We start from the raw sequence: 20037 nt of genomic DNA, 5'->3' as shown, positions 1-20037 counted from the left end.
GAGCCAAATGACCACCGATACCAACACCGGTACTGCACAAGCCTACGACGCCACCGAAAAGCAGAAGGGCGCCAGCAAGACTTCGCGCATCCCGATCAAGATCGTCCCGATCTCCGACACCGAGCGCCTGAAGAAGCCGGACTGGATCCGCGTCAAGGCCGCGACCGCGTCCTCGCGCTTCTACGAGATCAAGGACATCCTGCGCGCCAATAACCTGGTGACGGTGTGCGAAGAGGCGAGCTGCCCGAACATCGGCGAATGCTTCGGCAAGGGCACCGCGACCTTCATGATCATGGGCGACAAGTGCACCCGGCGCTGCCCGTTCTGCGACGTCGGCCACGGCCGTCCGGACCCGCTCGACGTGAACGAGCCGGGCAACCTGGCCAAGACCATCGCCGACCTGCGCCTGTCCTACGTCGTGATCACCTCGGTCGACCGCGACGACCTGCGTGACGGCGGCGCCGCCCACTTCGTCGAGTGCATCACCAAGACCCGTGCCCTGTCGCCGAACACCAAGATCGAAGTGCTGGTGCCGGACTTCCGCGGCCGCCTGGAAAAGGCCCTGAACATCTTCGCCGACGGCCTGCCCGACGTCATGAACCACAACCTGGAAACCGTGCCGCGCCTGTACAAGGAAGCGCGTCCGGGCGCCGACTACCAGCACTCGCTGGTGCTGCTGCGCGACTTCAAGAAGATGTACCCGAGCGCGGTCACCAAGTCGGGCCTGATGGTGGGCCTGGGCGAGACCGACGAAGAGATCCTCGAAGTGATGCGCGACATGCGCGCGCACGACATCGACATGCTGACCATCGGCCAGTACCTGGCGCCGTCGAACTCGCACCTGCCGGTGCGCCGCTACGTGCATCCGGACACCTTCAAGATGTTCGAAGAGAAGGCCTACGAGATGGGCTTCGTGCATGCCGCCGTGGGTGCGATGGTGCGTTCGTCCTACCACGCCGACCAGCAGGCGCACGAAGCGGGCGTCGCAGCCTGATTCGTCCCTCGCGGATGTGAAAGAAGGGCCGGCCGGCCGCTCACGCGGCGGCGCCGGCCCTTTCCATTTTGCGATAGCGCGCGGGTGGCGGCAGGCCATGGCTGCGGAAATGGCGGCGCAGCGATTCCGGCGAACCGAGTCCGGCCAGGTCGGCGATGGCCTCGATACCGAGCCCGGGCCGCGTTTCCAGCAGCCGCGCCGCGAGTTCGACGCGCTCCCGCACCAGCCAGGCCAGCGGCGTCACGCCGGTCGCCTCCTTGAAGCGGCGCTGGAAGGTGCGCATGCCCATGCGCGCCTGCGCCGCCATCGATTCCACCGTATGCCCGGCGCGCAGGTTCTCGCGCACCCAGTCCATCAGGGGCGCAATGACATTGCCTTGTTCCGACGGCAGCGGACGCGCCACCAACTGGGCCTGGCTGCCGTCGCGGTGCGCCGGGATCACGAGGCGCTGGGCGACCCGATTGGCGACCTCCACGCCGAAATCGCTGCGCACCAGGTGCAGCAGCATGTCCAGGCCGGCCGCCGAGCCGGCCGAGGTCACGACCTGGCCATCTTCGACATACAGCACCCCGTCTTCGACACGGACCGCCGGGAACCCGCTCGCCAGCCGGTCCAGGTAGCGCCAGTGGGTCGTCGCGCGCCGCTCATCCAGCAGGCCTGCATGCGCCAGCACGAAGCTGCCTGAGCAGATCGAGCACAGTCGCGCGCCGCGTGCATGGGCGCGGCGCAGGGCGTCGAGCAGCGCCGGTGGCGGCGCTTCGCCGGCGTCGCGCCAGCCGGGAATGACGATGGTGTCGGCGGATTCGAGCGCGTCCAGGCCGTGCGGTGCGACGACCGTCAGGCCGCCTGCGGCACGCAGGGGCCCCGCTTCCGCCGCGCACACGGCATACGAATACCAGGAAAGGTTCAACTCCGGCCGCTCCAGCGCGAACAGCTCGATGGCGCAGCCGAACTCGAAGGTGCACAGGCCGTCGTAGGCGAGGATGGCGACGTGATGGGGCATGGCGCGATGTTACCAGTTTCTGTCGCTTCGACACCTGCCCTCCCTGGCGGCTGCCTGCCAGACTGGAAGCTCGTTCAACAAGGAGAGATAGCGATGGCTTCAGCCGTTTCCGCAGTACCCGCAGCACCCAGCGACCAGGCCCTGGCCCACTTCAGCGCGGCCTTCGCCTACGAGACCGACTGCGCCGACGTGCACGGCGCCATGGCCGCCGGCCAGCAGGATTTCGTCCTGCTCGACACCCGCAGTCCCGAACTGTACGCGCAGGGCCATGTGCCCGGCGCCCTCAACCTGCCGCACGGGAAGATCGTCGACGTCAAGCTGCGCGAGTACCCGATGGACACGCTGTTCGTGGTGTACTGCGCCGGCCCGCATTGCAATGGCGCGCAGCGCGGCGCCGAGCGCCTGGCCCGGCTGGGACGGCCGGTCAAGCTGATGATCGGCGGCATCACCGGCTGGTTGGATGAGGGTTTTCTGCTGGAGACTGGCAAGAACAGCTGATACGAGCCGTGCGGTTTCGCTTGCTGCGATATAGTGATGTCAACCAGACATCACGCAAGCGACCCATGACTCAATCCCATCCTCCTTCCGACGACACCGAACACGACGACGCCTTCCTCGAACGCGAACTCGACTTCGCCGAACGCGGCATCGAACTGGTCAAGATGGAAGGCCGCGTCTTCCTGCGCTTCTCGGGCGAGGTGCGCTACGAAGGCCTGCGCGTGCCCTACCGCCTGGTGCCCTCGCGCGGCGTGCTGGCCAAGCCGAGCAAGTGGCGCAAGATGGACATGCTGGCGCGCCGCGACCTGCTGGAACAACGCGCCACCCCGGACGCCATCGAGGAGCTACAGAGCCAGGTCGAAGCCTTCGTGCGCGACATCGCCGAAGAGGCCGACGACTTCGGCTGGGACCCGCTGCTGTTCCTGCACGTGCTCGACGAACTGGAAACCTCGGAGCCGGCCGACTACGTGTTCCAGCGCATCTCGCAGCGTCTCACCCACGCGATCGAGCGCGAGCAGGAAGAGCGCCACGCCGCGCGCACCAAGGAAAGCATCAACCTGGCCGAGTACCCGGAATCTTTCGAGGTGGCCAGCCGCATGGGGCGCAAGTTCATCGCCCTGCTCGGGCCCACCAATTCGGGCAAGACCCACCGCGCGATGGAAGCGCTGGCCAAGGCCGAGAGCGGGGTCTACCTCGCGCCGCTGCGCCTGCTGGCGCTGGAAAACTACGAGCGCCTGCAGAACGCGCGCCCGCACGGCAAGGAGATCAAGGTCAGCCTGATCACCGGCGAGGAGCGCCGCATCGCCGAAGGCGGGACCCATGTCGCCAGCACCGTCGAAATGCTGGACACGAAGACGCCGGTCGAGGTGGCCGTGATCGACGAGATCCAGATGCTGGCCGACCGCGACCGCGGCCCCGCCTGGACCGCGGCCGTGTGCGGCGCACCCGCAGCCACCGTGTTCCTGGTCGGCGCACCGGAAGCGCGCCGTGCCATCGAGGCGCTGGCCGAACGCCTCGAGGTGCCGCTCGAGGTCCACGTACTGAAACGCATGGCGCCGCTGGCGATGGAGCCCTCGCCGGTGCGCAAGCTCGGCAACCTGCGCCGCGGCGACGCCGTCATCGCCTTCTCGCGCCGCGACGTCCTGATGTGGCGCGACATGATCACCGAGAAGGGCTTGTCGGTGGCCACCGTGTACGGCAACCTGTCGCCGGAAGTGCGGCGCGCGCAGGCCGAGCGCTTCCGCGAGGGGCAGGCCGACATCGTGGTCGGCACCGACGCGCTGGCGATGGGCCTGAACATGCCGATCGCGCGCATCGTGATGACCACCGCGGTCAAGTACAACGGCTACGAGGAAGAAGAAATCTCGGCGGCGCTGGCCAGGCAGATCGCCGGCCGGGCAGGGCGCTACGGCGTGCATGAAGAGGGGTTCGTCGCCGGCTACGACGACGAGACCCACACCGTGATGCGCGCGCTGATGAAGGAAAAGATACCGCCGGTGCCGGCCACCGGCTTCGCGGTGGCGCCCTCGCTCGAGCAGCTGCACCGCATCTCCTCGGTGACCGGCGAAACCTCGCTGGTCAAGCTCCTGAAGCGCTTCGTGCACAACATCGACGTGCCGGACGGCTTCTTCTACCCGCGCATCACCGAGGAGCAGAACGAACGCGCCGAGTGGCTCGATACGCTGCCCTTGTCGGTGGCGGAGAAGTTCATGCTGTCGCTGGTGCCGATTTCGAGCAGGGTGCCGGTGCTGCAGAGTGCATGGGAGCACTGGGCGCTGTCGCTGGCCAAGAAGAAGATCTGCAAGCTGACGCCGCCTGCGCAGGAACTGTTCTACATGAACCTGCAGGAAGTCGAGGATACCTGCCGCATGTATTCGGCCTATGCGTGGCTGGGCTACCGCGAGCCGGAGCATTTTCCGAGTATCGAGCTGGCGCAGCAGCTGGCACGCGAGGCGTCGGAACGGGTGGATGCGATCCTGCAGCAGCAGAATACGGCGGCACGACAGCGGGGTGGGTCGTCGGGTGGGGGCAAGCGCAGGCGCTAAGCCTCGGCACGAATCGGGCGCACGGTGTACGATCCCGCTTTTACCAAAGAAGCGACAGCACCGTGAACCAGAAACACACCCCAGCATCCTTCAACGAATTCGGCAAGTCCTTCCTGCCCGGCCACCTCGGCATCCAGATCACGGAAGTGGCCGAAGGCCGCGTCTGCGCCGAGCTCCCCGTCCTGCCCCACCTGCTGGCGCCGAACGGCTACCTCCACGCGGGCAGCGTCGTCACGCTGGCCGACACCGCAGCCGGCTATGCCTGCGTCGCCCACCTGCCGGAAGGCGCGCACAGCTTCACGACCATCGAACTGAAATCGAACCACCTCGGCACCGCGCGCCAGGGCACGATCGCCGTCGTGGCGACCGCTGTGCACCTCGGGCGTACGACGCAGGTGTGGGATGCAGTGGTGACGGACCAGGACAGCGGCAAGACCATTGCCTTGTTCCGCTGCACCCAGATGATCCTCTACCCCAAATAAGATCTAGGTAGCCAGTTCCTTCTCGAGCAGCTTGTGCAGGGCCGCGAAATCCGGCTCGCCCACATACTGCTTGATGATCTTGCCGTTCTTGTCGATCACGAAGGTGGTCGGCGTCAGGCTGACATCGCCGAACTGTCTGGCGATGTCGCCGGCCGAATCGATCGCCACCGTGAAGGGCAGCCGGCGCGTCTCGCTGAAGTTCAGCACGTAGTTGGGCGGGTCGTACTGCATCGCCACCGCCACGAACTCCAGGCCCTGTCCCTTGTACTTGTTGTAGGTCTCGACCATTTGCGGCATCTCCTTGACGCAGGTGACGCAGGAGGTCGCCCAGAAGTTCACCATCACCACCTTGCCGCGCAGGGACTCGGTACTGATCTTGTCGCCGGCGATGCTGATGAAGGTGACGTTCGGCGCGGGCGTGGCGCTGTTGAACGAGGCGTAGCCGATGCCGGCCAGCGCCAGCACCACCGCGCCGATGGCGGCGGGCTTGAACCAGGAGCGGGAAGAAGGGGAGGTGGTCATGGCGGTAGCGGATAAAGAAACGGCAGGACCGTCGTCCTGCCGTCGAGGCATCAACCCTGGGCCGGGGCGGCCATGGTGGCGCGCGGATCTTCTTCGGCGATGTACTCGAAGATCTTGACGACGCGGTTCACGCCGGCGACGCCCTTGGCGACATCGGCTGCGATATTGCCTTCACGCGGCGTGACAAGGCCCATCAGGTAGACGACGCCGCGCTCGGTGGTCACCTTGAAGGCGGTGGCCGAAACGGTCTTCTTGTCGACCAGGCTGGCCTTGACCTTGGTGGTGATCAGGGCGTCGTTCGAACGCGAGGTGTAGCTCGACGGGCCGGCGATTTCCAGCTCGTTGATCACCGAGACCACGTTGTCGATCGCGCGCACTTCACGCTCGGCCGCCTGCTTCATGGCTTCGTCGCGGACTTCGCCGGTCAGCAACACCTTGCGGTTGTAGCTGGTGACGTTGACGTGGCCGTTCTCGCCGGTGAGCTGCTGCATCTTGATCTCGGCCTTGACGTTGATGGACTTGTCTTCCGTCTGCATGCCGATGGTGCGGCGGTCGTTGGACGCCAGGGCAGTCGCCGCGGCGCCGCCCACCGCCAGGGCCACACAGCCCGACAGCGAGGCAGCCAGTGCGGTTCCCAGTACGATTTTCGACAGCAGGCCGGCCAGCGGGCGCTTGTTGGTCATTCTTCTTCTCCTCCGAACAGTGCGACGTCGATGCCGTCGCAGATGCAGTGAATTGCGCACAGGTGGACTTCCTGGATGCGCGCGGTACGTGCGTGCGGCACGTTGATATGGACATCGGCATCGGTCAGCAGCTTGCCGAGGGCGCCGCCGTCCTTGCCGGTGAAGGCGACGATGCGCATCTCGCGTTCCAGCGCGGCTTCCACCGCGGCCAGCACGTTGGCCGAGTTGCCCGAGGTCGAGATCGCCAGCAGGATGTCGCCGGCCTGGCCGAAGGCTTGCACCTGCTTCGAGAAGATCTCCTTGAAGCTGTAGTCATTGCCGACGGCCGTGATGATCGAGGTGTCGGTGGTCAGGGCGATCGCCGGGAGCGGGAAACGCTCGCGTTCGAAGCGTCCGACGAGCTCGGCAGCGAAATGCTGGCAGTCGGCGGCGGAACCGCCGTTACCGCAGGCCAGGATCTTGTTGCCGTTGGACAGGGCGCTGAACATGAGTTCCACGGCCTGCGAAATAGGTTGGGCCAGGGCAGCTGCCGACTTCATCTTGAGATCGGCGCTCTCCTGGAAGTGAGCGAGGATGCGTTGAGTATTCATAGCCGGAGATTATAGTGCAGTGGCAACCCGCACCGGGCAACCACGGTAAAAATTGCTTACATTTCAATGGCCTTAGTTGATCACGTCTTGTAACCATGTCAACTGTTCGCCATCGATAGCGACCACATCGAAGCGGCAGGGCGGCGTGACGGGAAAACGCAACAGGTAGAACTGGGCCGCACGTACCAGGCGGCGGATCTTGGCGGGAGTGATGCTGGCGGCGGCGCCGCCGTGTTCGTTGTTGGCGCGCTGGCGCACCTCGACGAACACCAGGGTGTCTCCTTCGCGCATGACCAGGTCGATTTCCCCGCCCTTACAGCGGAAATTCTCTTCGACCGGCGTCAAGCCATGGCGGCGCAGGTGGAGCAGGGCGGCCCGCTCCCAGTCGCGGCCCTGGGCCTGCCGCAGTGACAGGCGCAGCGGCATGCTCAGCGCCCGAAGGCCACCGCTTCGAACATGCCGTCGCGGTAGACGGTGCCGGTCTCGACGCGGCGGAATGCCGAGGCGCCGGCGCCCATATTCACCGACAGGCGGCCGGTCACGCCGTCCAGCTCGAAGGAAGTGTCCGGGCGCAGGGCCAGTTCGCGGGCGATGCGGAAGGCGTCGATGCCGAGGGCGTACAGGCGCTGCATGTCGAAGCCGTCGCTGGTGCCGCCCCAGCGCGGGTAGCTCGCCACCAGCGGGTGCTCGGGCTGCACGGTCCAGGGCAGGTCGAGGATGCGCACGCCGGCCAGTTCCGGCCCGGCGGTGGCCGTATCGCGGCCCGGGTTGATCGAGGCCGTGCCATAGGTCGGCAGCGAGGTGCCGATGGCGCTGCGCACCTGGCGCAGCTGTATCGCGTCGAGGGCGGCGAACACCAGTTGCGGCGGATCGGCCTGCAGGCGTGTGCGCAGCTCGGCCAACGCATTGCCGTCGACGTAGCCGTCGCTGCTGGGCAGCTCGACGACCGCATTGTTCAGGCCCAGCTGCGACCAGCGCGCCGTGAAGGCGCCCGACAGGCGCTGCTGCCAGGCGGCCGGGCCGGTCAGCACCAGGGCACGTGCCGCCGGCTGTTCGGCCGCGGCCCAGTCGGCGACCTGGCGCGCCTCGTCTTCGAGCGACAGGCCGACCACCAGCATCTGGCGCGGCAGCGGGCCGTTGGTTTGCGGGTGATTCAGGGCGATGGTCGGTTTGCTGACGGCGCCACTGGCGGCCAGCGCGGCCACGGCGGGGCGGGCCAGGGGACCGACCACGATGTCGTGCTGCTCGGCCGCGCGTGCATAGGCGTCGAGCGTGGATTGCGAAGAATCGCCGGTGGGAATCACGTTGACCGTCACGCCATTGCGGTCGCGCTCGTATCCGGCCATGAAGCCGGCGCGCACCGCTTCGGCCGGCTGCGCCAGCGCGCCGGACTGTAGCGGCAGCAGCAGGGCGATGCGCACGCCTGGACGGTTGAGGTCGGCGGCAAGCGGGCGGCCATTGGTGGGCGGCAGCACCTCGACCGGACTGGTTTGTACGGGGGCGGCCGGCGCGGGCGGTGTATAAGTGGACTCGGCAGGCTGCGGGCTTGCTATCGGCGCGGCGGGCGCGCAAAATCCGCCCGGTACGCCGCAACCAGTGTCGGGCGGCAAAGGTGTGCTTCCGCAGGCAGCGAGCAGGCCGAGCGCGGCCGTGGCCAGCAGCGCCTTGATATTCTTTTTCTTCAGCATCGGAACCCCTTATGACAGAACAGCAGACCATCGACATCGCCCGGCTTCCCGTCATGGGCGAAGCGGCCCAGCAGTCCTATCCTACCGCAACGCTGTATGTCGTGGCTACACCGATCGGCAACGTCACCGACATCACGCTGCGTGCATTGCACCTGCTGGCGCTGGCGGATGTCGTGGCCTGCGAGGACACGCGCAAGACCGGTGCGCTGTTGCAGCGCTTTGGATTGAGCAAGCAGACCATCGCCGCCCACATGCACAACGAGCGCGAGGTGGCGGACAAGATCGTCGAGCGCCTGCACGCCGGACAGCGCGTGGCCCTGGTGTCGGATGCGGGCACCCCGGGGGTATCGGACCCGGGCGCCCGCATCGTCGATGCGGTACGCGCGGCGGGGCTGAACGTGGTGCCGCTGCCGGGACCGTCGGCGGCGATCGCCGCCCTGTCGGCAAGCGGGCTGGTGAACGACCGCTTCCACTTCGTCGGCTTCCTGCCGGCAAAACCGAAGCAGCGCGAAGCCGCCTTGGCCGAACTGGTGCGCGAGACCTCGACCCTGGTCCTGTACGAGGCGCCGCACCGGATCGTCGAGTGCGTCGAAGGCTTGATGAGCACTTTCGAACCGACCCGCCAGGTGGTGTTCGCGCGCGAGCTGAGCAAGATGTTCGAGGAAGTGCACCGTTGCCCGCTGGGCGAGGCGCTGGCCTGGGTGAAGGCCGACCAGCACCGCGAGCGCGGGGAATTCGTCGTGCTGGTGGAAGGGGCTGTGCTGGAGACGGATGCGCAGGATGCGGAAGCCGAGCGCATCCTGCAGATCCTCTTGAGCGAATGCTCGGTGAAGCAGGCCGCCAATCTGGCTGCGCAGATCACGGGACGCAAGAAGAACGCGCTGTACGAACGCGCCCTGCAGATCAAGGGCGAGTGATCGCGCCCGCAGCGTGTTGCGGCCCCGTCGCCAGGGACACCAGCGCGGCGCCTGCGGACACGACCAGCGCATCTTCGAGCAGGCCGCTGCGGGTCTGGCCGATGCTCGCCATGGCCTGCTTGCGGGCGGCCAGCGTCAGGTAGGCGAGCGGGACGGCGGTGGCGATGGCGAGCGCTGCGCCCGTCTTCTCGCGGCCATGTGGCGCCAGGGCCGCACCGGCGATCCCGGCGCTCATCACGCGCGCCAGCAGTCCCAAAAAGACGGTGCGGTCGGGCGCGGTCTTCATCTTGTCGCCCAGCAGTTCTCCGACGCCCATGGCAAGCGCACCGTACTTGAACAAGGGGCGATCCAGGAGGAACAGATCCCCCGGCGTATCGCGGTGGGCCAGGCGTGCGGTGGCAATCGTGGCCATCGGCGTCATGGAACGCGCACTGGCGACGGCACCGATCAGGGCGGAAAAGAGCAGGCTGCGTTTCATGGTGATTATTCCTATGAGGTAAAAGACTGTGGCTCGATTCTAGTCAGCCCCTCACTGCCGCGTCGCCACTCAGGCCCACCTACCATTTGCAGCCGCTGTCCTTCTTGTCCATCATGAGGAGGAGCGGGGCCAGCAATCCTCCCGGAATGCCATCCTTGCAGTTTCGGCGCTTGGCCTTGCTGATCGCTTTGGCAAACTTCGATTCGGTTTCCAGTGGCGGATCGGGAAACTGCGCCACCGCCGTTCCTTCGCGGCCGAGCTTGGTCCGGCTCGCCAATTCCCGCGCCGTTTGCTTGGCGGCGTTCATGTCGAACTTCGGTGCATCGCTGTCGCTATCGGGCATTGGCTCAGCCGGCTGCTGCACCACGGATGGCTCCCCGGCGCTTTCCTGTGCAGGCGGCACGCCGATCACCGGCGCCGGCGCGGCCCTGCGCACGCGCCGTGGCGCCGCGGTTTCGGCAGGCACGCGTGGAGGTGCCTGTACCTTGGGCGGCGGTGGCGGCCGGATCATGACCGTGATGGAAGAGGGCGCTTCGGGCTCGAACAGCGGCGCAGATGGCCCCACATGGCGATAGGCAAACATCAGCAACAGGTGCAAGGCAAGCGACACGCCGACACCCGCCAGGAAGCGCTTGTTGCCCCGGGTAATGCCGTCCTGCATGCTGGTCTGGTCTGCCGGATTCACAATATTGTCCGCTCGATCACTATTTAAAATAATGCGACAGAGAATACGGCGATCCGCTTATTTCGCCCTTAAGCCTTGACCGAAGCTTTCCGACGCGCTATGATCGTTGTCTTCGGAGTGTAGCGCAGCCCGGTAGCGCACCTGGTTTGGGACCAGGGGGTCCAAGGTTCGAATCCTTGTACTCCGACCAGTATCAAGAGAAAAGCCGACAGTGAACACTGTCGGCTTTTTTCGTTTCCCGAGCCGGTTTCAGCCGGCGCGCTTGGCGGCGATCGCATTCCCCGCGCGGCTGGCGCCCTTGCGGCCCAGCTGCTGCGAGATGAACTGCCCCGCATCCACCACCTGGTCGAGGTCGATGCCGGTCTCGATGCCGAGGCCGTTCATCAGGTAGACCACGTCCTCGGTGGCGACGTTGCCGGTCGCACCCTTCGCATACGGGCAGCCGCCCAGTCCCGATACCGACGAGTGGAAGATCGCCACGCCGACTTCCAGCGCCGCGTAGATGTTGGCCAGGGCCTGGCCATAGGTATCGTGGAAGTGGCCGGACAGGCGCTCGAGCGGGAATTCCTGGGCCGCACGCAGCATCACGGCCTGGGTCTTGCGCGCGGTCGAGACGCCGATGGTGTCGGCGATGTCGATTTCGTCGCAGCCGAGGTCGCGCATGCGGCGCACCACATCGGCCACCGCATCCAGCGGCACCTCGCCCTGGTAGGGGCAGCCGAAGGCCGTGCTGATCGAGCCGCGCAGGCGCAGCTTATTCGCCTTGGCGGCTTTCGCCACCGGCTCGAAGCGCGCGATCGATTCGGCGATCGAGCAGTTGATGTTCTTCTGGGAGAAGGCTTCCGAGGCCGAGCCGAAGATCACGACTTCGTCGGCCTTGGCCGCCAATGCCGCCTCGAAGCCCTGCATGTTCGGCGTCAGCGCCGAGTAGATCGTGCCCGGCAGGCGTTCGATGCCGGCCATGACGTCGGCGCTGGTGGCCATCTGCGGCACCCACTTGGGCGAGACGAAGGACGCCGCCTCGACGTTGGCGAAGCCCGCGCGTGCGAGGCGGTTCACCAGCTCGATCTTGACGGCGGTGGACAGCGCTTCCTTCTCGTTCTGCAGGCCGTCGCGCGGCCCCACTTCGACAATCTTGACCTTGTTCGGCAGGCTGGCTTGCTGGTTCATGCTATTCAATATCCTAGATCGCGGTCGACGACGTCGCCGACGGGTTGGCCGCTCTCCAGCTTCGCGATCTTGTCGGCGATCTGGAGCACGGCGTCGTGGCGCACGGTGAGCGCCGAAATATGCGGGGTGATGCTGATGCGCGGCTCGTTCCAGAACGGGTGCGGCGCCGGCAGCGGTTCGTGGCGGAACACGTCGAGCGTGGCGCCGGCGATGTGGCCGGAACGGATCAGGGTCATCAGGTCGGGCTCGGCCAGGATGGCCCCGCGCGAGACGTTGATCAGATAGGCGCCCGGCTGCAGCTTGCCCATGTTGTGGCGGTCGAGCAGGTTCGCGGTTTCCGGCGTGAGCGGCAGCATGCAGACCAGCACGCGGGTGCCGCGCAGGAAGGGATCCAGTCCCTCCTCACCGTGGAAGCACTCGACACCCGGGATGTCCTTGGGCGTGCGGCTCCAGCCGCGCACCGGGAAGCCGAACAGGCGCATCGCTTCGACCACCGGCAGGCCGAGCCTGCCGAGACCCATGATCCCGACCGAGAACTCTTCCTTGGGCGTGAGCGGCAGCGGGTCCCAGACGCCGTGGCGCGCCTGCTGTTCGTAGTCGTCGAAGTGGCGGTAGTAGCGCAGCACCGCGTGCGCAACGTACTCCGCCATCTGCACGCCCATGCCGGCGTCGCCCAGGCGCACGATCGGCACCGGCGGCAGGGCCTCGCCCAGCTTGAGCAGGGCATCGACCCCGGCGCCCATCAGGAAGATCGCGCGGACGTGCGCGAGCTGGTCCAGCAGGGCCGGCGTCGGGCTCCATACGACCGCGTAGTCGCAGGGCGGCAGCGCTTCGCCCTCTTTCCATGCGACGGTTTCCACCTGCGGCATGACGGCGGCGAATTCGCGCGCCCATGGCTCGATCACGCCGTCTCCGCGGTACAGGAGTATGCGCATGTCTCCCCCTCTATAATTTTTATATTGGTGTTACGCCGCTTTAAAAGCCAGCAGCGGCGCGCCATCCGCCACCTGGTCGCCAACCTGGTACAGCACTTCTTCCACCAGACCGTCGCTCGGCGCGGAAATCGTGTGCTCCATCTTCATCGCTTCCATGATCACCAGCGGCTCGCCCTTTTTCACTTCCTTGCCGGACGAGGCCAGCACCGCCACCACTTTACCCGGCATCGGCGCGGTCAGGCGTCCGCCGCCCGATTCCTGCTCGCCGGCGTGCGCCATCGGGTCATTGTACGCCAGGGTGTAATGACGGCCACCGGTGAATATGTGGAACAGGTCGCCGTCGCGGCGCACGCTGCCGTGCAGCGAAGCTTCGCCCAGGCGGACGCTCAGTTCGGCGCCTTCGTGACGGACCAGTTCGAGCGGCTGGCGCTCGCCGTTGGCATCGATTTCCCAGCCGTGGGCGCCATAGGTCAGGCCGACCTGGTATCCCTCGACACCGCTGAACTCGTCGGCAAACGACAGGACGCGGCGGTAGGCGCTGTTCATGCGCCAGCCGCTTGCCTGGGCCCATGGGTCGGCCGGGTTGGCCGAACCGCGGACGGTTTCGCCGCTGCTCAGCGCCAGCGCGGCCAGGGCCAGGGCGCCCAGTGGCGCTGCACTCGGCGCCGGGAACAGGGCATCACCGTGGCGGTCGATCAGGCCGGTGTCCAGGTCCGCGGTCGAGAAGGCTTCGCCTTCGACCAGGCGCTTGAGGAAGGCGATGTTGGTCGCCAGGCCGACGATCCGGAATTCGGCCAGGGCCTGGGACAGGCGCGCCAGGGCTTGCGTGCGGTCGGCGCCCCAGACGATCAGCTTGGCGATCATCGGGTCGTAGAAGGGCGAAATCGCATCGCCCTCGCGCACGCCGGAATCGACGCGGACGGCGGCCGGATTCGTGCCCGAGGCGCCCAGCTCGAACGCGACCGCGTCCGGGATATCCATGTGGCGCAGCGTGCCGATCGAGGGCAGGAAGCCCTTTTCCGGGTTCTCGGCGTACACGCGCGCCTCGATCGCGTGGCCGTGGATCGCCAGTTCGCTCTGCTTCTTCGGCAGCGGCTCGCCAAAAGCGACGCGCAGCTGCCATTCGACCAGGTCGGTGCCGGTGATCATCTCGGTGACCGGGTGCTCCACCTGCAGGCGGGTGTTCATCTCCATGAAGTAGAAGGAGCCGTCCTGGTTGGCGATGAATTCCACGGTGCCGGCTCCCACGTACCCGACCGCGCGCGCGGCATTCACTGCCGCTTCGCCCATGGCGGCGCGGCGGTCCGCGCTCATGCCCGGCGCCGGCGCTTCTTCCAGCACCTTCTGGTGGCGGCGCTGCACCGAGCAGTCGCGCTCGTGCAGGTAGACGCAGTTGCCGTGGCTGTCGGCAAACACCTGGATCTCGATGTGGCGCGGGCGGATCAGGTATTTCTCGACCAGCACCTTGTCGTCGCCGAAGGAACTGATCGCTTCGCGCTTGCAGGATGCCAGTGCGGCTTCGAAGTCTTCCGAGCGCTCGACCACGCGCATGCCCTTGCCGCCGCCGCCGGCGCTGGCCTTGAGCAGCACCGGATAGCCGATGCGGTCGGCCTGCTCGCGCAAGAAGGCCGGTTCCTGGTTGTCGCCGTGGTAGCCCGGCACCAGGGGCACGTTGGCGCCTTCCATCAGCTGCTTGGCGGCCGACTTGGAACCCATGGCGCGCATCGAGGAACCCGGCGGGCCAATGAAGACCAGGCCGGCGGCCTGCACGGCTTCGGCGAATTCCGCGTTCTCCGACAGGAAGCCGTAGCCCGGGTGGATTGCCTGGGCGCCGGTGGCCTTCGCCACCTCGATGATCTTCTGGCCGCGCAGGTAGCTGTCCTTGGCGGCGGCCGGTCCGATCAGCACCGCCTCATCGCAGACCGCCACGTGTTTCGATCCCGCGTCGGCTTCCGAATACACGGCGACGGTGCGGATACCCATGCGGCGCGCGGTGGCGGCGACACGGCAGGCGATTTCGCCACGGTTGGCGATGAGGATTTTGGTGAACATGCGTTTGTCTTTCGCTTCTTGGTTATTCGTTCATCGGCGGCCGTGTCTCCCCGGCCGCCCTCACATGCTTAGCAGCCGCAAGCGGCCTTCGGTGCCGATTCCAGCGTCGCTGCGCGGGTCTTGAGGCCCAGCTTCTCGAGCAGCACGCGGTCGTCGTCCGCTTCCGGATTGCCGGTGGTGAGCAGCTTGTCGCCGTAGAAGATCGAGTTGGCGCCGGCCATGAAGCACATCGCCTGCACGGCCTCGCCCAGTTCGCGGCGGCCGGCCGAAAGGCGCACGCGCGCCTGGGGCATGGTGATGCGGGCCACGGCGATGGTCCGCACGAATTCGATCGGATCCAGCTTCTCGATGCCGTGCAGCGGCGTGCCCTCGACCTGCACCAGGTGGTTGACCGGTACCGATTCCGGGTAGGGGTTCAGGTTGGCCAGCTGGGCGATCAGGCCGGCGCGCTGTTCGCGCGTCTCGCCCATGCCCACGATGCCGCCGCAGCAGACCTTGAGGCCGGCGCTGCGCACGCGGCCCAGCGTGTCCAGGCGGTCCTGGTACTCGCGGGTCGAGATCACGTTGTTGTAGAAGTCCGGCGCGGTGTCGATGTTGTGGTTGTAGTAGTCCAGGCCGGCCTTCTTCAGCTGTTCGGCCTGGCCTTCTTCCAGCATGCCGAGCGTCGCGCAGGTTTCCATGCCGAGCGCCTTCACTTCGCGCACCATGGTTTCGACCTTCTCCATGTCGCGCTCCTTCGGGCTGCGCCAGGCGGCGCCCATGCAGAAGCGGGTGGCGCCGCTGGCCTTGGCCTGGCGCGCCGCGTCCAGCACGGTGTCGAGGTCGAGGATCTTCTTGGCTTCGACGCCGGTGTCGTAGCGGGCGGCCTGCGGGCAGTAGCCGCAATCCTCTTCGCAGCCGCCGGTCTTGATCGACAGCAGGGTGGCCAGTTCGACGTCGCCGTCCGGGAAGTTGGCGCGGTGCGCGGTGTGCGCGCGGTGCATCAGTTCATTGAAGGGCAGCTCGAACAGGGCCAGCACGTCGGCCAGCGGCCAGGTGGCGTTGTCCGCCTGCTTGATGGCGACAGGACGGTGGAGAGCGACGGTATTGGTTTGGGACATCTCGGTTTCCTTCTAGGTCTGGACGCGCGGGGAATGCCAGCCTGGCAGTCCCGCGAGATCGATATATTCGGCGGCGGCTTGCGCCGTTGCTTGCTCCAGGCGGGGCACGTGGCCCAGCAGCGGCGCCGGAATGCGTTGTTCCAGCGCGTCGATGTTTTCGCGCATGAAGCGCATGTTCGGGTCGACCGTGTTGGCGACCCAGCCGGCCAGTACCAGGCCGCGCGCCACGATCGCCTCCACGGTCAGGAGGGCATGGCTGATGCAGCCCAGGCGCAGGCCCACCACCAGGATCACCGGCAGGTTGAGTTGCATCGCCAGGTCGGCGCTGTCGAAATCCTCGTTGAAGGGCACGCGGAAACCGCCCACGCCCTCGACCACGACGGCATCCGAGGCCGCATGGACTTCGGTGTAGGCGGCCAGGATCGGCACCGCTTCGATGCGCACGCCTTCGAGTGCGGCGGCGATGTGCGGCGCGGCCGGCTCCTTCAGCATGAAGGGCGTCGTGATGCTGGACGGCAGATGCACGTTGCCGGCCGCGCGCAGCATGTCGGCGTCCTCGTTGTGCAGCTCGCCGTCAATCATCTCCGCGCCGGCCGCCACCGGCTTCATGCCGCAGGCGCGGCGCCCGCTTGCCGCCAGCTTGTGCAGGATGGCGGCCGACACCAGGGTCTTGCCGATCTCGGTATCGGTGCCGGTGACGAAGCAGCAGAAGCGCGCCGGCACGCTGTCGAGCGCCTGGGCTTCCGGCTTCGGCTCCGCGACCGCGGCCCCTGCCGTGGCAGGCATCGGGACAGTGACGACAGGCGTCAAGGCCAGCGGCTGGTCCGGTTCGTTCAAATTCTTCATGGTGCAGCCCTTTCCAATTCATTCAGCGCGCGCGCCAGCTGCGCCACCTCGTCATGGGTGTGCGCTGCCGACAAGGTCACGCGCAGGCGCGCGGTACCCGGCGCCACGGTCGGCGGACGGATCGCCGGCACCCACAAGCCCTGCTCGTGCAGGGCGGCGGCGGCGCGCAGCGCGTCCTCGTTGCTGCCGATGATGAGCGGCTGGATCGCGGTGCGCGAGGCCAGCAGCTGCCAGCGCTGCGGACGCAGCGCATCCTGCAGGTGATTTACCAGCGCGGCCAGGTGGGCGCGGCGCTGCGCACCTTCCTCGCCGCCGATGATGTCGAGGCTGGCCTGCAGCGCATGCGCCAGCGCCGGCGGTGCGGCCGTGGTGTAGATGTAAGGGCGGGCGCGCTGCACCAGCAGCTCGATCACGCTGGCATGGGCCGCGATGAAGGCCCCGCCCACGCCGGCCGCCTTGCCGAGCGTGCCGATATAGACCAGGTTCGGCGAGCGCAGTTTGAAATGTTCCAGGGCGCCGCGGCCGGTGTCGCCCAGCACGCCGAAGCCGTGGGCGTCGTCCACCACCAGCCAGGCGCCGTGGCGCTCACACAGTTCAAGAAGTTGCGGCAGGGGGGCGAGGTTGCCGTCCATGCTGAAGACGCTGTCGGTCACGACGATGTTCGTGCCGGCGGTGCTGGCCCGCAGCAGCAGCTCCAGCGTCTCGGCGTCGCCGTGCGGGTAGACCGTCACGCCGGCCTTGGCCAGGCGCGCGCCGTCGATCAGGGACGCATGGTTCAGCGCTTCCGAGAAGATCATCGCATCGGCATCGGCGCCCAGCGCGGTCAGCACCGCGAGGTTGGCCATGTAGCCGGTGCACAGGTACAAGGCACGCGCCTGCTCGATGTACGGGGACAGCCACTCGCCGAAGCGTTCTTCCAGCAGCGCATGCGCGCGGCTGTGGCCACTGACCAGGTGCGAGGCGCCGCTGCCGGCGCCGTAGCGCGCCGCGCCTTCCTGCAGGGCGGCGATGACGGCCGGGTGCGAGGCCAGGCCGAGGTAGTCGTTGCTGCAGAAGGCCAGCATCGGACGGCCATCCACCACCTGGCGCGGTGCGCAGGGGCTGTCGGCCACGCGCAGGCGGCGCGTCAGGCTTTGCGCCGCGATGGCGTCGAGCTTGCGGTCGATTCCCTTGATCAGGTCCATGGTATTCACGCCGAGATCACCGATTCGAAGACCTTCTGCGTGCGCGCGGCGATGCCGGCGACCTCCTCGTCGTCCAGCACGTAGGGCGGCATCAGGTAGACCGTGCGGCCGATCGGGCGCAGCAGCAGTTCGTTCTCCACCGCGGTGGTGAAGAAGCGGCGTGCGAAGGTCGAGGCGCGCTTGGGGTCCGGTTCCACCGCGTCGAACGCGAAGATCATGCCGCGCTGGCGGAAATGGGTGCTGCGCTCGTGCTCGGCCAGCGGGGCCAGCGCGATGGTCAGCTTGGTGGCCAGCTCGCGGTTGCGGTTCAGGACGTCGTCTTCCTCGAAGATGGCGAGCGTGGCCAGCGCCGCGCGGCAGGCCAGCGGGTTGCCGGTGTAGGAGTGCGAGTGCAGGAAACCGCGCGTAATGTCTTCGCTGTAGAAGGCCTGGTAGATGGCGTCGCTGCTGAGCACCAATGAGAGCGGCAGGTAGCCGCCGCTGATGCCTTTCGACAGGCACAGGAAGTCCGGCCAGATCGCAGCTTGTTCGCAGGCGAAGAAGGTGCCGGTGCGGCCGCAGCCGACCGCGATCTCGTCGGCGATCAGGTGCACGTGGTGCTGGTCGCACAGCTTGCGCAGCAGTTCCAGGTAGAGCGGATCGTACATCGCCATGCCGGTGGCGCACTGCACCAGCGGCTCGACGATGATGGCCGCGATCTTGTCGCCGCGTTCCTCGAACAGGGTGCGCACGTCCTGGATGGCACGGCGCGCGACATCCTGGGTCGATTCGCCTTCCCTGGCCGTGCGCGCATCCGGCGCCGGCACCACGTGGGAGGCGCGCAGCAGCGGGCCGTAGGCATCCTTGAACAGCGGGACGTCGGTGACGGCAAGCGCGCCGATGGTCTCGCCGTGGTAGCTGCCTTGCAGGCAAACGAATTCCTGCTTGCCCGGGTAGCCGGCATTGCGCCAAGCATGGAAGCTCATCTTCATCGCGATCTCGACCGCCGAGGCGCCGTCCGAGGCGTAGAAGGCGTGGCCCAGGTTGTGGCCGGTGAGGGCGGCGAGCTTTTCCGACAGCTCGATCACCGGCTCGTGGGTAAAGCCGGCCAGCATCGCATGTTCCAGCTTGTCCAGCTGGTCCTTCAGCGCCGCATTGATGCGCGGGTTCGCGTGGCCGAACAGATTGACCCACCAGGAGCTGATGCCGTCCAGGTAGCGCCGGCCCTCATGGTCATACAACCAGGGACCCTTGCCATGGCTGACCGCGATCAGCGGCACCTCTTCGTGGTGCTGCATCTGGGTGCACGGGTGCCACACGCTGCGCAGGCTGCGTGCGATCCAGTCGGAAGAGGTCTGCTGCTTCACAATCAATCAATCCAATCCAATTCTGTTAATTCAGCCAGGTCGGCTTGCGCTTCTCGAGGAAGGACGCCACGCCTTCGCGGCCCTCCAGCGAGGCGCGGATTTCGGCAATGCGGTTCGCGGTGTCCGCCAGCAGTGCGTCATCGACCTGCTTGCCCACCACGTCGCGCACCAGCTTCTTGGCTTCGCGCACGGCATTCGGGCTGTTCGTCACCAGCGATTTCACGATGCCGGCCACGGTGGCATCCAGCGCCTCGGCGGCGACCACTTCATGCGCGAACCCGATCCGGCGTGCCTCGTTCGCGTCGAAGCGCTCGGCGGTGAGGAAGTAGCGGCGCGAGGCTTGTTCGCCCATGGCCTTGATGACATAGGGCGAGATGGTAGCCGGAATCAGGCCCAGCTTCACCTCGGACAGGCAGAAATGCGCCACCTCGCTGGCGACCACGATGTCGCAGGCCGCTACCAGGCCCATGCCGCCGGCGTAGCAGTCGCCCTGCACCTTGGCGACGGTGGGCTTCGGGCACAGGTAGATGGTGCGCAGCATGTCGGCCAGGCGTGCCGCATCCTGCTGGTTCTCGCTGTGCGAGTAACCGGCCATCTTCTTCATCCAGTTCAGGTCCGCGCCGGCGCAGAAGGCCGGGCCGTTCGCGGCCAGCACGATGGCGCGCACGCCCTCGTGGCGGCCCAGTTCGTCGAAGGCCAGCGCCAGCTCGGCGATGGCGTGCTCGTTGAAGGCATTGCGCAGGTCGGGGCGGTTCAGGGTGACGGCGGCCACCTTGTCGTCGATCGAGACGGTGAGGGTTTGATAGTCCATGTCGTCTC

Annotated in this window: 21 protein-coding genes and 1 tRNA gene; 6 read left to right on the top strand and 16 right to left on the bottom strand. The window is 67.0% G+C overall.

Features of this window, described 5'->3' with window-relative positions; all coding sequences use genetic code 11:
• Nucleotides 1-7: 7 nt before the first annotated feature.
• On the top strand, nt 8-994 hold the full coding sequence (gene lipA, locus AC56LK_RS13085) for a lipoyl synthase (protein WP_497184938.1): 987 nt from the start codon (nt 8-10) through the stop codon (nt 992-994).
• A 40-nt stretch (nt 995-1034) separates the two neighbouring features.
• On the opposite strand, the gene ftrA is transcribed toward lipA, so the two are convergent.
• Nucleotides 1035-1997: a transcriptional regulator FtrA gene (gene ftrA, locus AC56LK_RS13080; protein ID WP_497184937.1), complete on the bottom strand. Its 963-nt coding sequence runs from the start codon at nt 1995-1997 to the stop codon at nt 1035-1037.
• A 93-nt stretch (nt 1998-2090) separates the two neighbouring features.
• Here ftrA and AC56LK_RS13075 point away from each other — a divergent pair, with 93 nt between their 5' ends.
• From AC56LK_RS13075 to AC56LK_RS13065, 3 genes are all read left to right on the top strand, one after another.
• A complete protein-coding gene (locus AC56LK_RS13075) occupies nt 2091-2495 on the top strand; it encodes a rhodanese-like domain-containing protein (RefSeq protein WP_497184936.1) in 405 nt (134 codons plus the stop codon).
• 65 nt (nt 2496-2560) lie between these two features.
• Entirely contained in the window at nt 2561-4540 is a 1980-nt protein-coding gene (locus AC56LK_RS13070; protein WP_497184935.1) for a helicase-related protein, read from the top strand.
• A 62-nt stretch (nt 4541-4602) separates the two neighbouring features.
• On the top strand, nt 4603-5022 hold the full coding sequence (locus AC56LK_RS13065) for a PaaI family thioesterase (protein WP_497184934.1): 420 nt from the start codon (nt 4603-4605) through the stop codon (nt 5020-5022).
• Nucleotides 5023-5025: 3 nt separating this feature from the next.
• Here AC56LK_RS13065 and AC56LK_RS13060 read toward each other — a convergent pair whose 3' ends face one another.
• The 5 genes from AC56LK_RS13060 to AC56LK_RS13040 form a co-directional block, all read right to left on the bottom strand.
• Nucleotides 5026-5544, bottom strand: a complete 519-nt coding sequence (locus AC56LK_RS13060) for a TlpA disulfide reductase family protein (RefSeq protein WP_497184933.1) — start codon at nt 5542-5544, stop codon at nt 5026-5028.
• Between the two features lie 50 nt (nt 5545-5594).
• A complete protein-coding gene (locus AC56LK_RS13055) occupies nt 5595-6227 on the bottom strand; it encodes a BON domain-containing protein (protein WP_497184932.1) in 633 nt (210 codons plus the stop codon).
• Nucleotides 6224-6817: a phosphoheptose isomerase gene (locus tag AC56LK_RS13050; protein WP_497184931.1), complete on the bottom strand. Its 594-nt coding sequence runs from the start codon at nt 6815-6817 to the stop codon at nt 6224-6226. The genes AC56LK_RS13055 and AC56LK_RS13050 overlap by 4 nt, the downstream gene beginning before the upstream one ends.
• Before the next feature lie 72 nt (nt 6818-6889).
• Entirely contained in the window at nt 6890-7243 is a 354-nt protein-coding gene (locus AC56LK_RS13045) for a YraN family protein (RefSeq protein ID WP_497184930.1), read from the bottom strand.
• A gap of 2 nt (nt 7244-7245) precedes the next feature.
• Nucleotides 7246-8505: a penicillin-binding protein activator gene (locus AC56LK_RS13040; RefSeq protein ID WP_497184929.1), complete on the bottom strand. Its 1260-nt coding sequence runs from the start codon at nt 8503-8505 to the stop codon at nt 7246-7248.
• Nucleotides 8506-8516: 11 nt separating this feature from the next.
• On the opposite strand from AC56LK_RS13040, the gene rsmI reads away from it, so the two are divergent.
• On the top strand, nt 8517-9422 hold the full coding sequence (gene rsmI, locus AC56LK_RS13035; protein WP_497184928.1) for a 16S rRNA (cytidine(1402)-2'-O)-methyltransferase: 906 nt from the start codon (nt 8517-8519) through the stop codon (nt 9420-9422).
• On the opposite strand, the gene AC56LK_RS13030 is transcribed toward rsmI, so the two are convergent.
• Together AC56LK_RS13030 and AC56LK_RS13025 are read right to left on the bottom strand one after the other, a co-directional pair.
• On the bottom strand, nt 9409-9900 hold the full coding sequence (locus tag AC56LK_RS13030) for a hypothetical protein (RefSeq protein WP_497184927.1): 492 nt from the start codon (nt 9898-9900) through the stop codon (nt 9409-9411). The two genes, rsmI and AC56LK_RS13030, sit on opposite strands and share 14 nt — an antisense overlap.
• Nucleotides 9901-9979: 79 nt before the next feature.
• Nucleotides 9980-10585, bottom strand: a complete 606-nt coding sequence (locus AC56LK_RS13025; RefSeq protein ID WP_497184926.1) for a hypothetical protein — start codon at nt 10583-10585, stop codon at nt 9980-9982.
• Nucleotides 10586-10698: 113 nt separating this feature from the next.
• Between AC56LK_RS13025 and AC56LK_RS13020 the strand changes: the two genes are divergently transcribed.
• Nucleotides 10699-10775, top strand: a tRNA-Pro gene (locus AC56LK_RS13020).
• Between the two features lie 59 nt (nt 10776-10834).
• On the opposite strand, the gene AC56LK_RS13015 is transcribed toward AC56LK_RS13020, so the two are convergent.
• The 8 genes from AC56LK_RS13015 to AC56LK_RS12980 all read right to left on the bottom strand — a co-directional run bounded on the left by AC56LK_RS13015 (nt 10835) and on the right by AC56LK_RS12980 (nt 20029).
• The gene (locus tag AC56LK_RS13015) at nt 10835-11755 is read right to left on the bottom strand and encodes a hydroxymethylglutaryl-CoA lyase (RefSeq protein ID WP_497184925.1); all 921 of its coding nucleotides are present in this window, start codon (nt 11753-11755) and stop codon (nt 10835-10837) included.
• Between the two features lie 5 nt (nt 11756-11760).
• Nucleotides 11761-12690, bottom strand: coding sequence for a 2-hydroxyacid dehydrogenase (locus AC56LK_RS13010; RefSeq protein ID WP_497184924.1), 930 nt, complete (start codon nt 12688-12690; stop codon nt 11761-11763).
• Between the two features lie 30 nt (nt 12691-12720).
• Nucleotides 12721-14742, bottom strand: coding sequence for an acetyl/propionyl/methylcrotonyl-CoA carboxylase subunit alpha (locus AC56LK_RS13005; protein WP_497184923.1), 2022 nt, complete (start codon nt 14740-14742; stop codon nt 12721-12723).
• Nucleotides 14743-14810: 68 nt separating this feature from the next.
• A complete protein-coding gene (gene bioB / locus AC56LK_RS13000) occupies nt 14811-15842 on the bottom strand; it encodes a biotin synthase BioB (RefSeq protein WP_497184922.1) in 1032 nt (343 codons plus the stop codon).
• A gap of 12 nt (nt 15843-15854) precedes the next feature.
• Nucleotides 15855-16688: a dethiobiotin synthase gene (gene bioD, locus AC56LK_RS12995; protein WP_497184921.1), complete on the bottom strand. Its 834-nt coding sequence runs from the start codon at nt 16686-16688 to the stop codon at nt 15855-15857.
• Nucleotides 16685-17872, bottom strand: a complete 1188-nt coding sequence (gene bioF, locus AC56LK_RS12990; RefSeq protein ID WP_497184999.1) for an 8-amino-7-oxononanoate synthase — start codon at nt 17870-17872, stop codon at nt 16685-16687. The genes bioD and bioF overlap by 4 nt, the downstream gene beginning before the upstream one ends.
• A gap of 5 nt (nt 17873-17877) precedes the next feature.
• Nucleotides 17878-19218 (bottom strand): adenosylmethionine--8-amino-7-oxononanoate transaminase, encoded by a 1341-nt coding sequence (gene bioA, locus AC56LK_RS12985; protein ID WP_497184920.1) that lies wholly within the window; start codon nt 19216-19218, stop codon nt 17878-17880.
• Nucleotides 19219-19243: 25 nt separating this feature from the next.
• Nucleotides 19244-20029, bottom strand: coding sequence for an enoyl-CoA hydratase/isomerase family protein (locus tag AC56LK_RS12980; RefSeq protein WP_497184919.1), 786 nt, complete (start codon nt 20027-20029; stop codon nt 19244-19246).
• Nucleotides 20030-20037 lie beyond the last annotated feature (8 nt).

This window comes from Telluria sp. ZB4P36 (assembly GCF_059685865.1).
Note: the sequence above shows the minus strand (reverse complement) of the source record. Positions and strands in the feature narration are given on the sequence as shown.

Bases quoted from the DNA above. Each gene is read 5' to 3' on its own strand.
- lipA (WP_497184938.1), top strand. From the start codon at position 8: ATGACCACCGATACCAACACCGGTACTGCACAAGCCTACGACGCCACC.
- ftrA (WP_497184937.1), bottom strand. From the start codon at position 1,997: ATGCCCCATCACGTCGCCATCCTCGCCTACGACGGCCTGTGCACCTTC.
- AC56LK_RS13075 (WP_497184936.1), top strand. From the start codon at position 2,091: ATGGCTTCAGCCGTTTCCGCAGTACCCGCAGCACCCAGCGACCAGGCC.
- AC56LK_RS13070 (WP_497184935.1), top strand. From the start codon at position 2,561: ATGACTCAATCCCATCCTCCTTCCGACGACACCGAACACGACGACGCC.
- AC56LK_RS13060 (WP_497184933.1), bottom strand. From the start codon at position 5,544: ATGACCACCTCCCCTTCTTCCCGCTCCTGGTTCAAGCCCGCCGCCATC.
- AC56LK_RS13055 (WP_497184932.1), bottom strand. From the start codon at position 6,227: ATGACCAACAAGCGCCCGCTGGCCGGCCTGCTGTCGAAAATCGTACTG.
- AC56LK_RS13050 (WP_497184931.1), bottom strand. From the start codon at position 6,817: ATGAATACTCAACGCATCCTCGCTCACTTCCAGGAGAGCGCCGATCTC.
- AC56LK_RS13045 (WP_497184930.1), bottom strand. From the start codon at position 7,243: ATGCCGCTGCGCCTGTCACTGCGGCAGGCCCAGGGCCGCGACTGGGAG.
- AC56LK_RS13040 (WP_497184929.1), bottom strand. From the start codon at position 8,505: ATGCTGAAGAAAAAGAATATCAAGGCGCTGCTGGCCACGGCCGCGCTC.
- rsmI (WP_497184928.1), top strand. From the start codon at position 8,517: ATGACAGAACAGCAGACCATCGACATCGCCCGGCTTCCCGTCATGGGC.
- AC56LK_RS13030 (WP_497184927.1), bottom strand. From the start codon at position 9,900: ATGAAACGCAGCCTGCTCTTTTCCGCCCTGATCGGTGCCGTCGCCAGT.
- AC56LK_RS13015 (WP_497184925.1), bottom strand. From the start codon at position 11,755: ATGAACCAGCAAGCCAGCCTGCCGAACAAGGTCAAGATTGTCGAAGTG.
- AC56LK_RS13010 (WP_497184924.1), bottom strand. From the start codon at position 12,690: ATGCGCATACTCCTGTACCGCGGAGACGGCGTGATCGAGCCATGGGCG.
- AC56LK_RS13005 (WP_497184923.1), bottom strand. From the start codon at position 14,742: ATGTTCACCAAAATCCTCATCGCCAACCGTGGCGAAATCGCCTGCCGT.
- bioB (WP_497184922.1), bottom strand. From the start codon at position 15,842: ATGTCCCAAACCAATACCGTCGCTCTCCACCGTCCTGTCGCCATCAAG.
- bioD (WP_497184921.1), bottom strand. From the start codon at position 16,688: ATGAAGAATTTGAACGAACCGGACCAGCCGCTGGCCTTGACGCCTGTC.
- bioF (WP_497184999.1), bottom strand. From the start codon at position 17,872: ATGGACCTGATCAAGGGAATCGACCGCAAGCTCGACGCCATCGCGGCG.
- AC56LK_RS12980 (WP_497184919.1), bottom strand. From the start codon at position 20,029: ATGGACTATCAAACCCTCACCGTCTCGATCGACGACAAGGTGGCCGCC.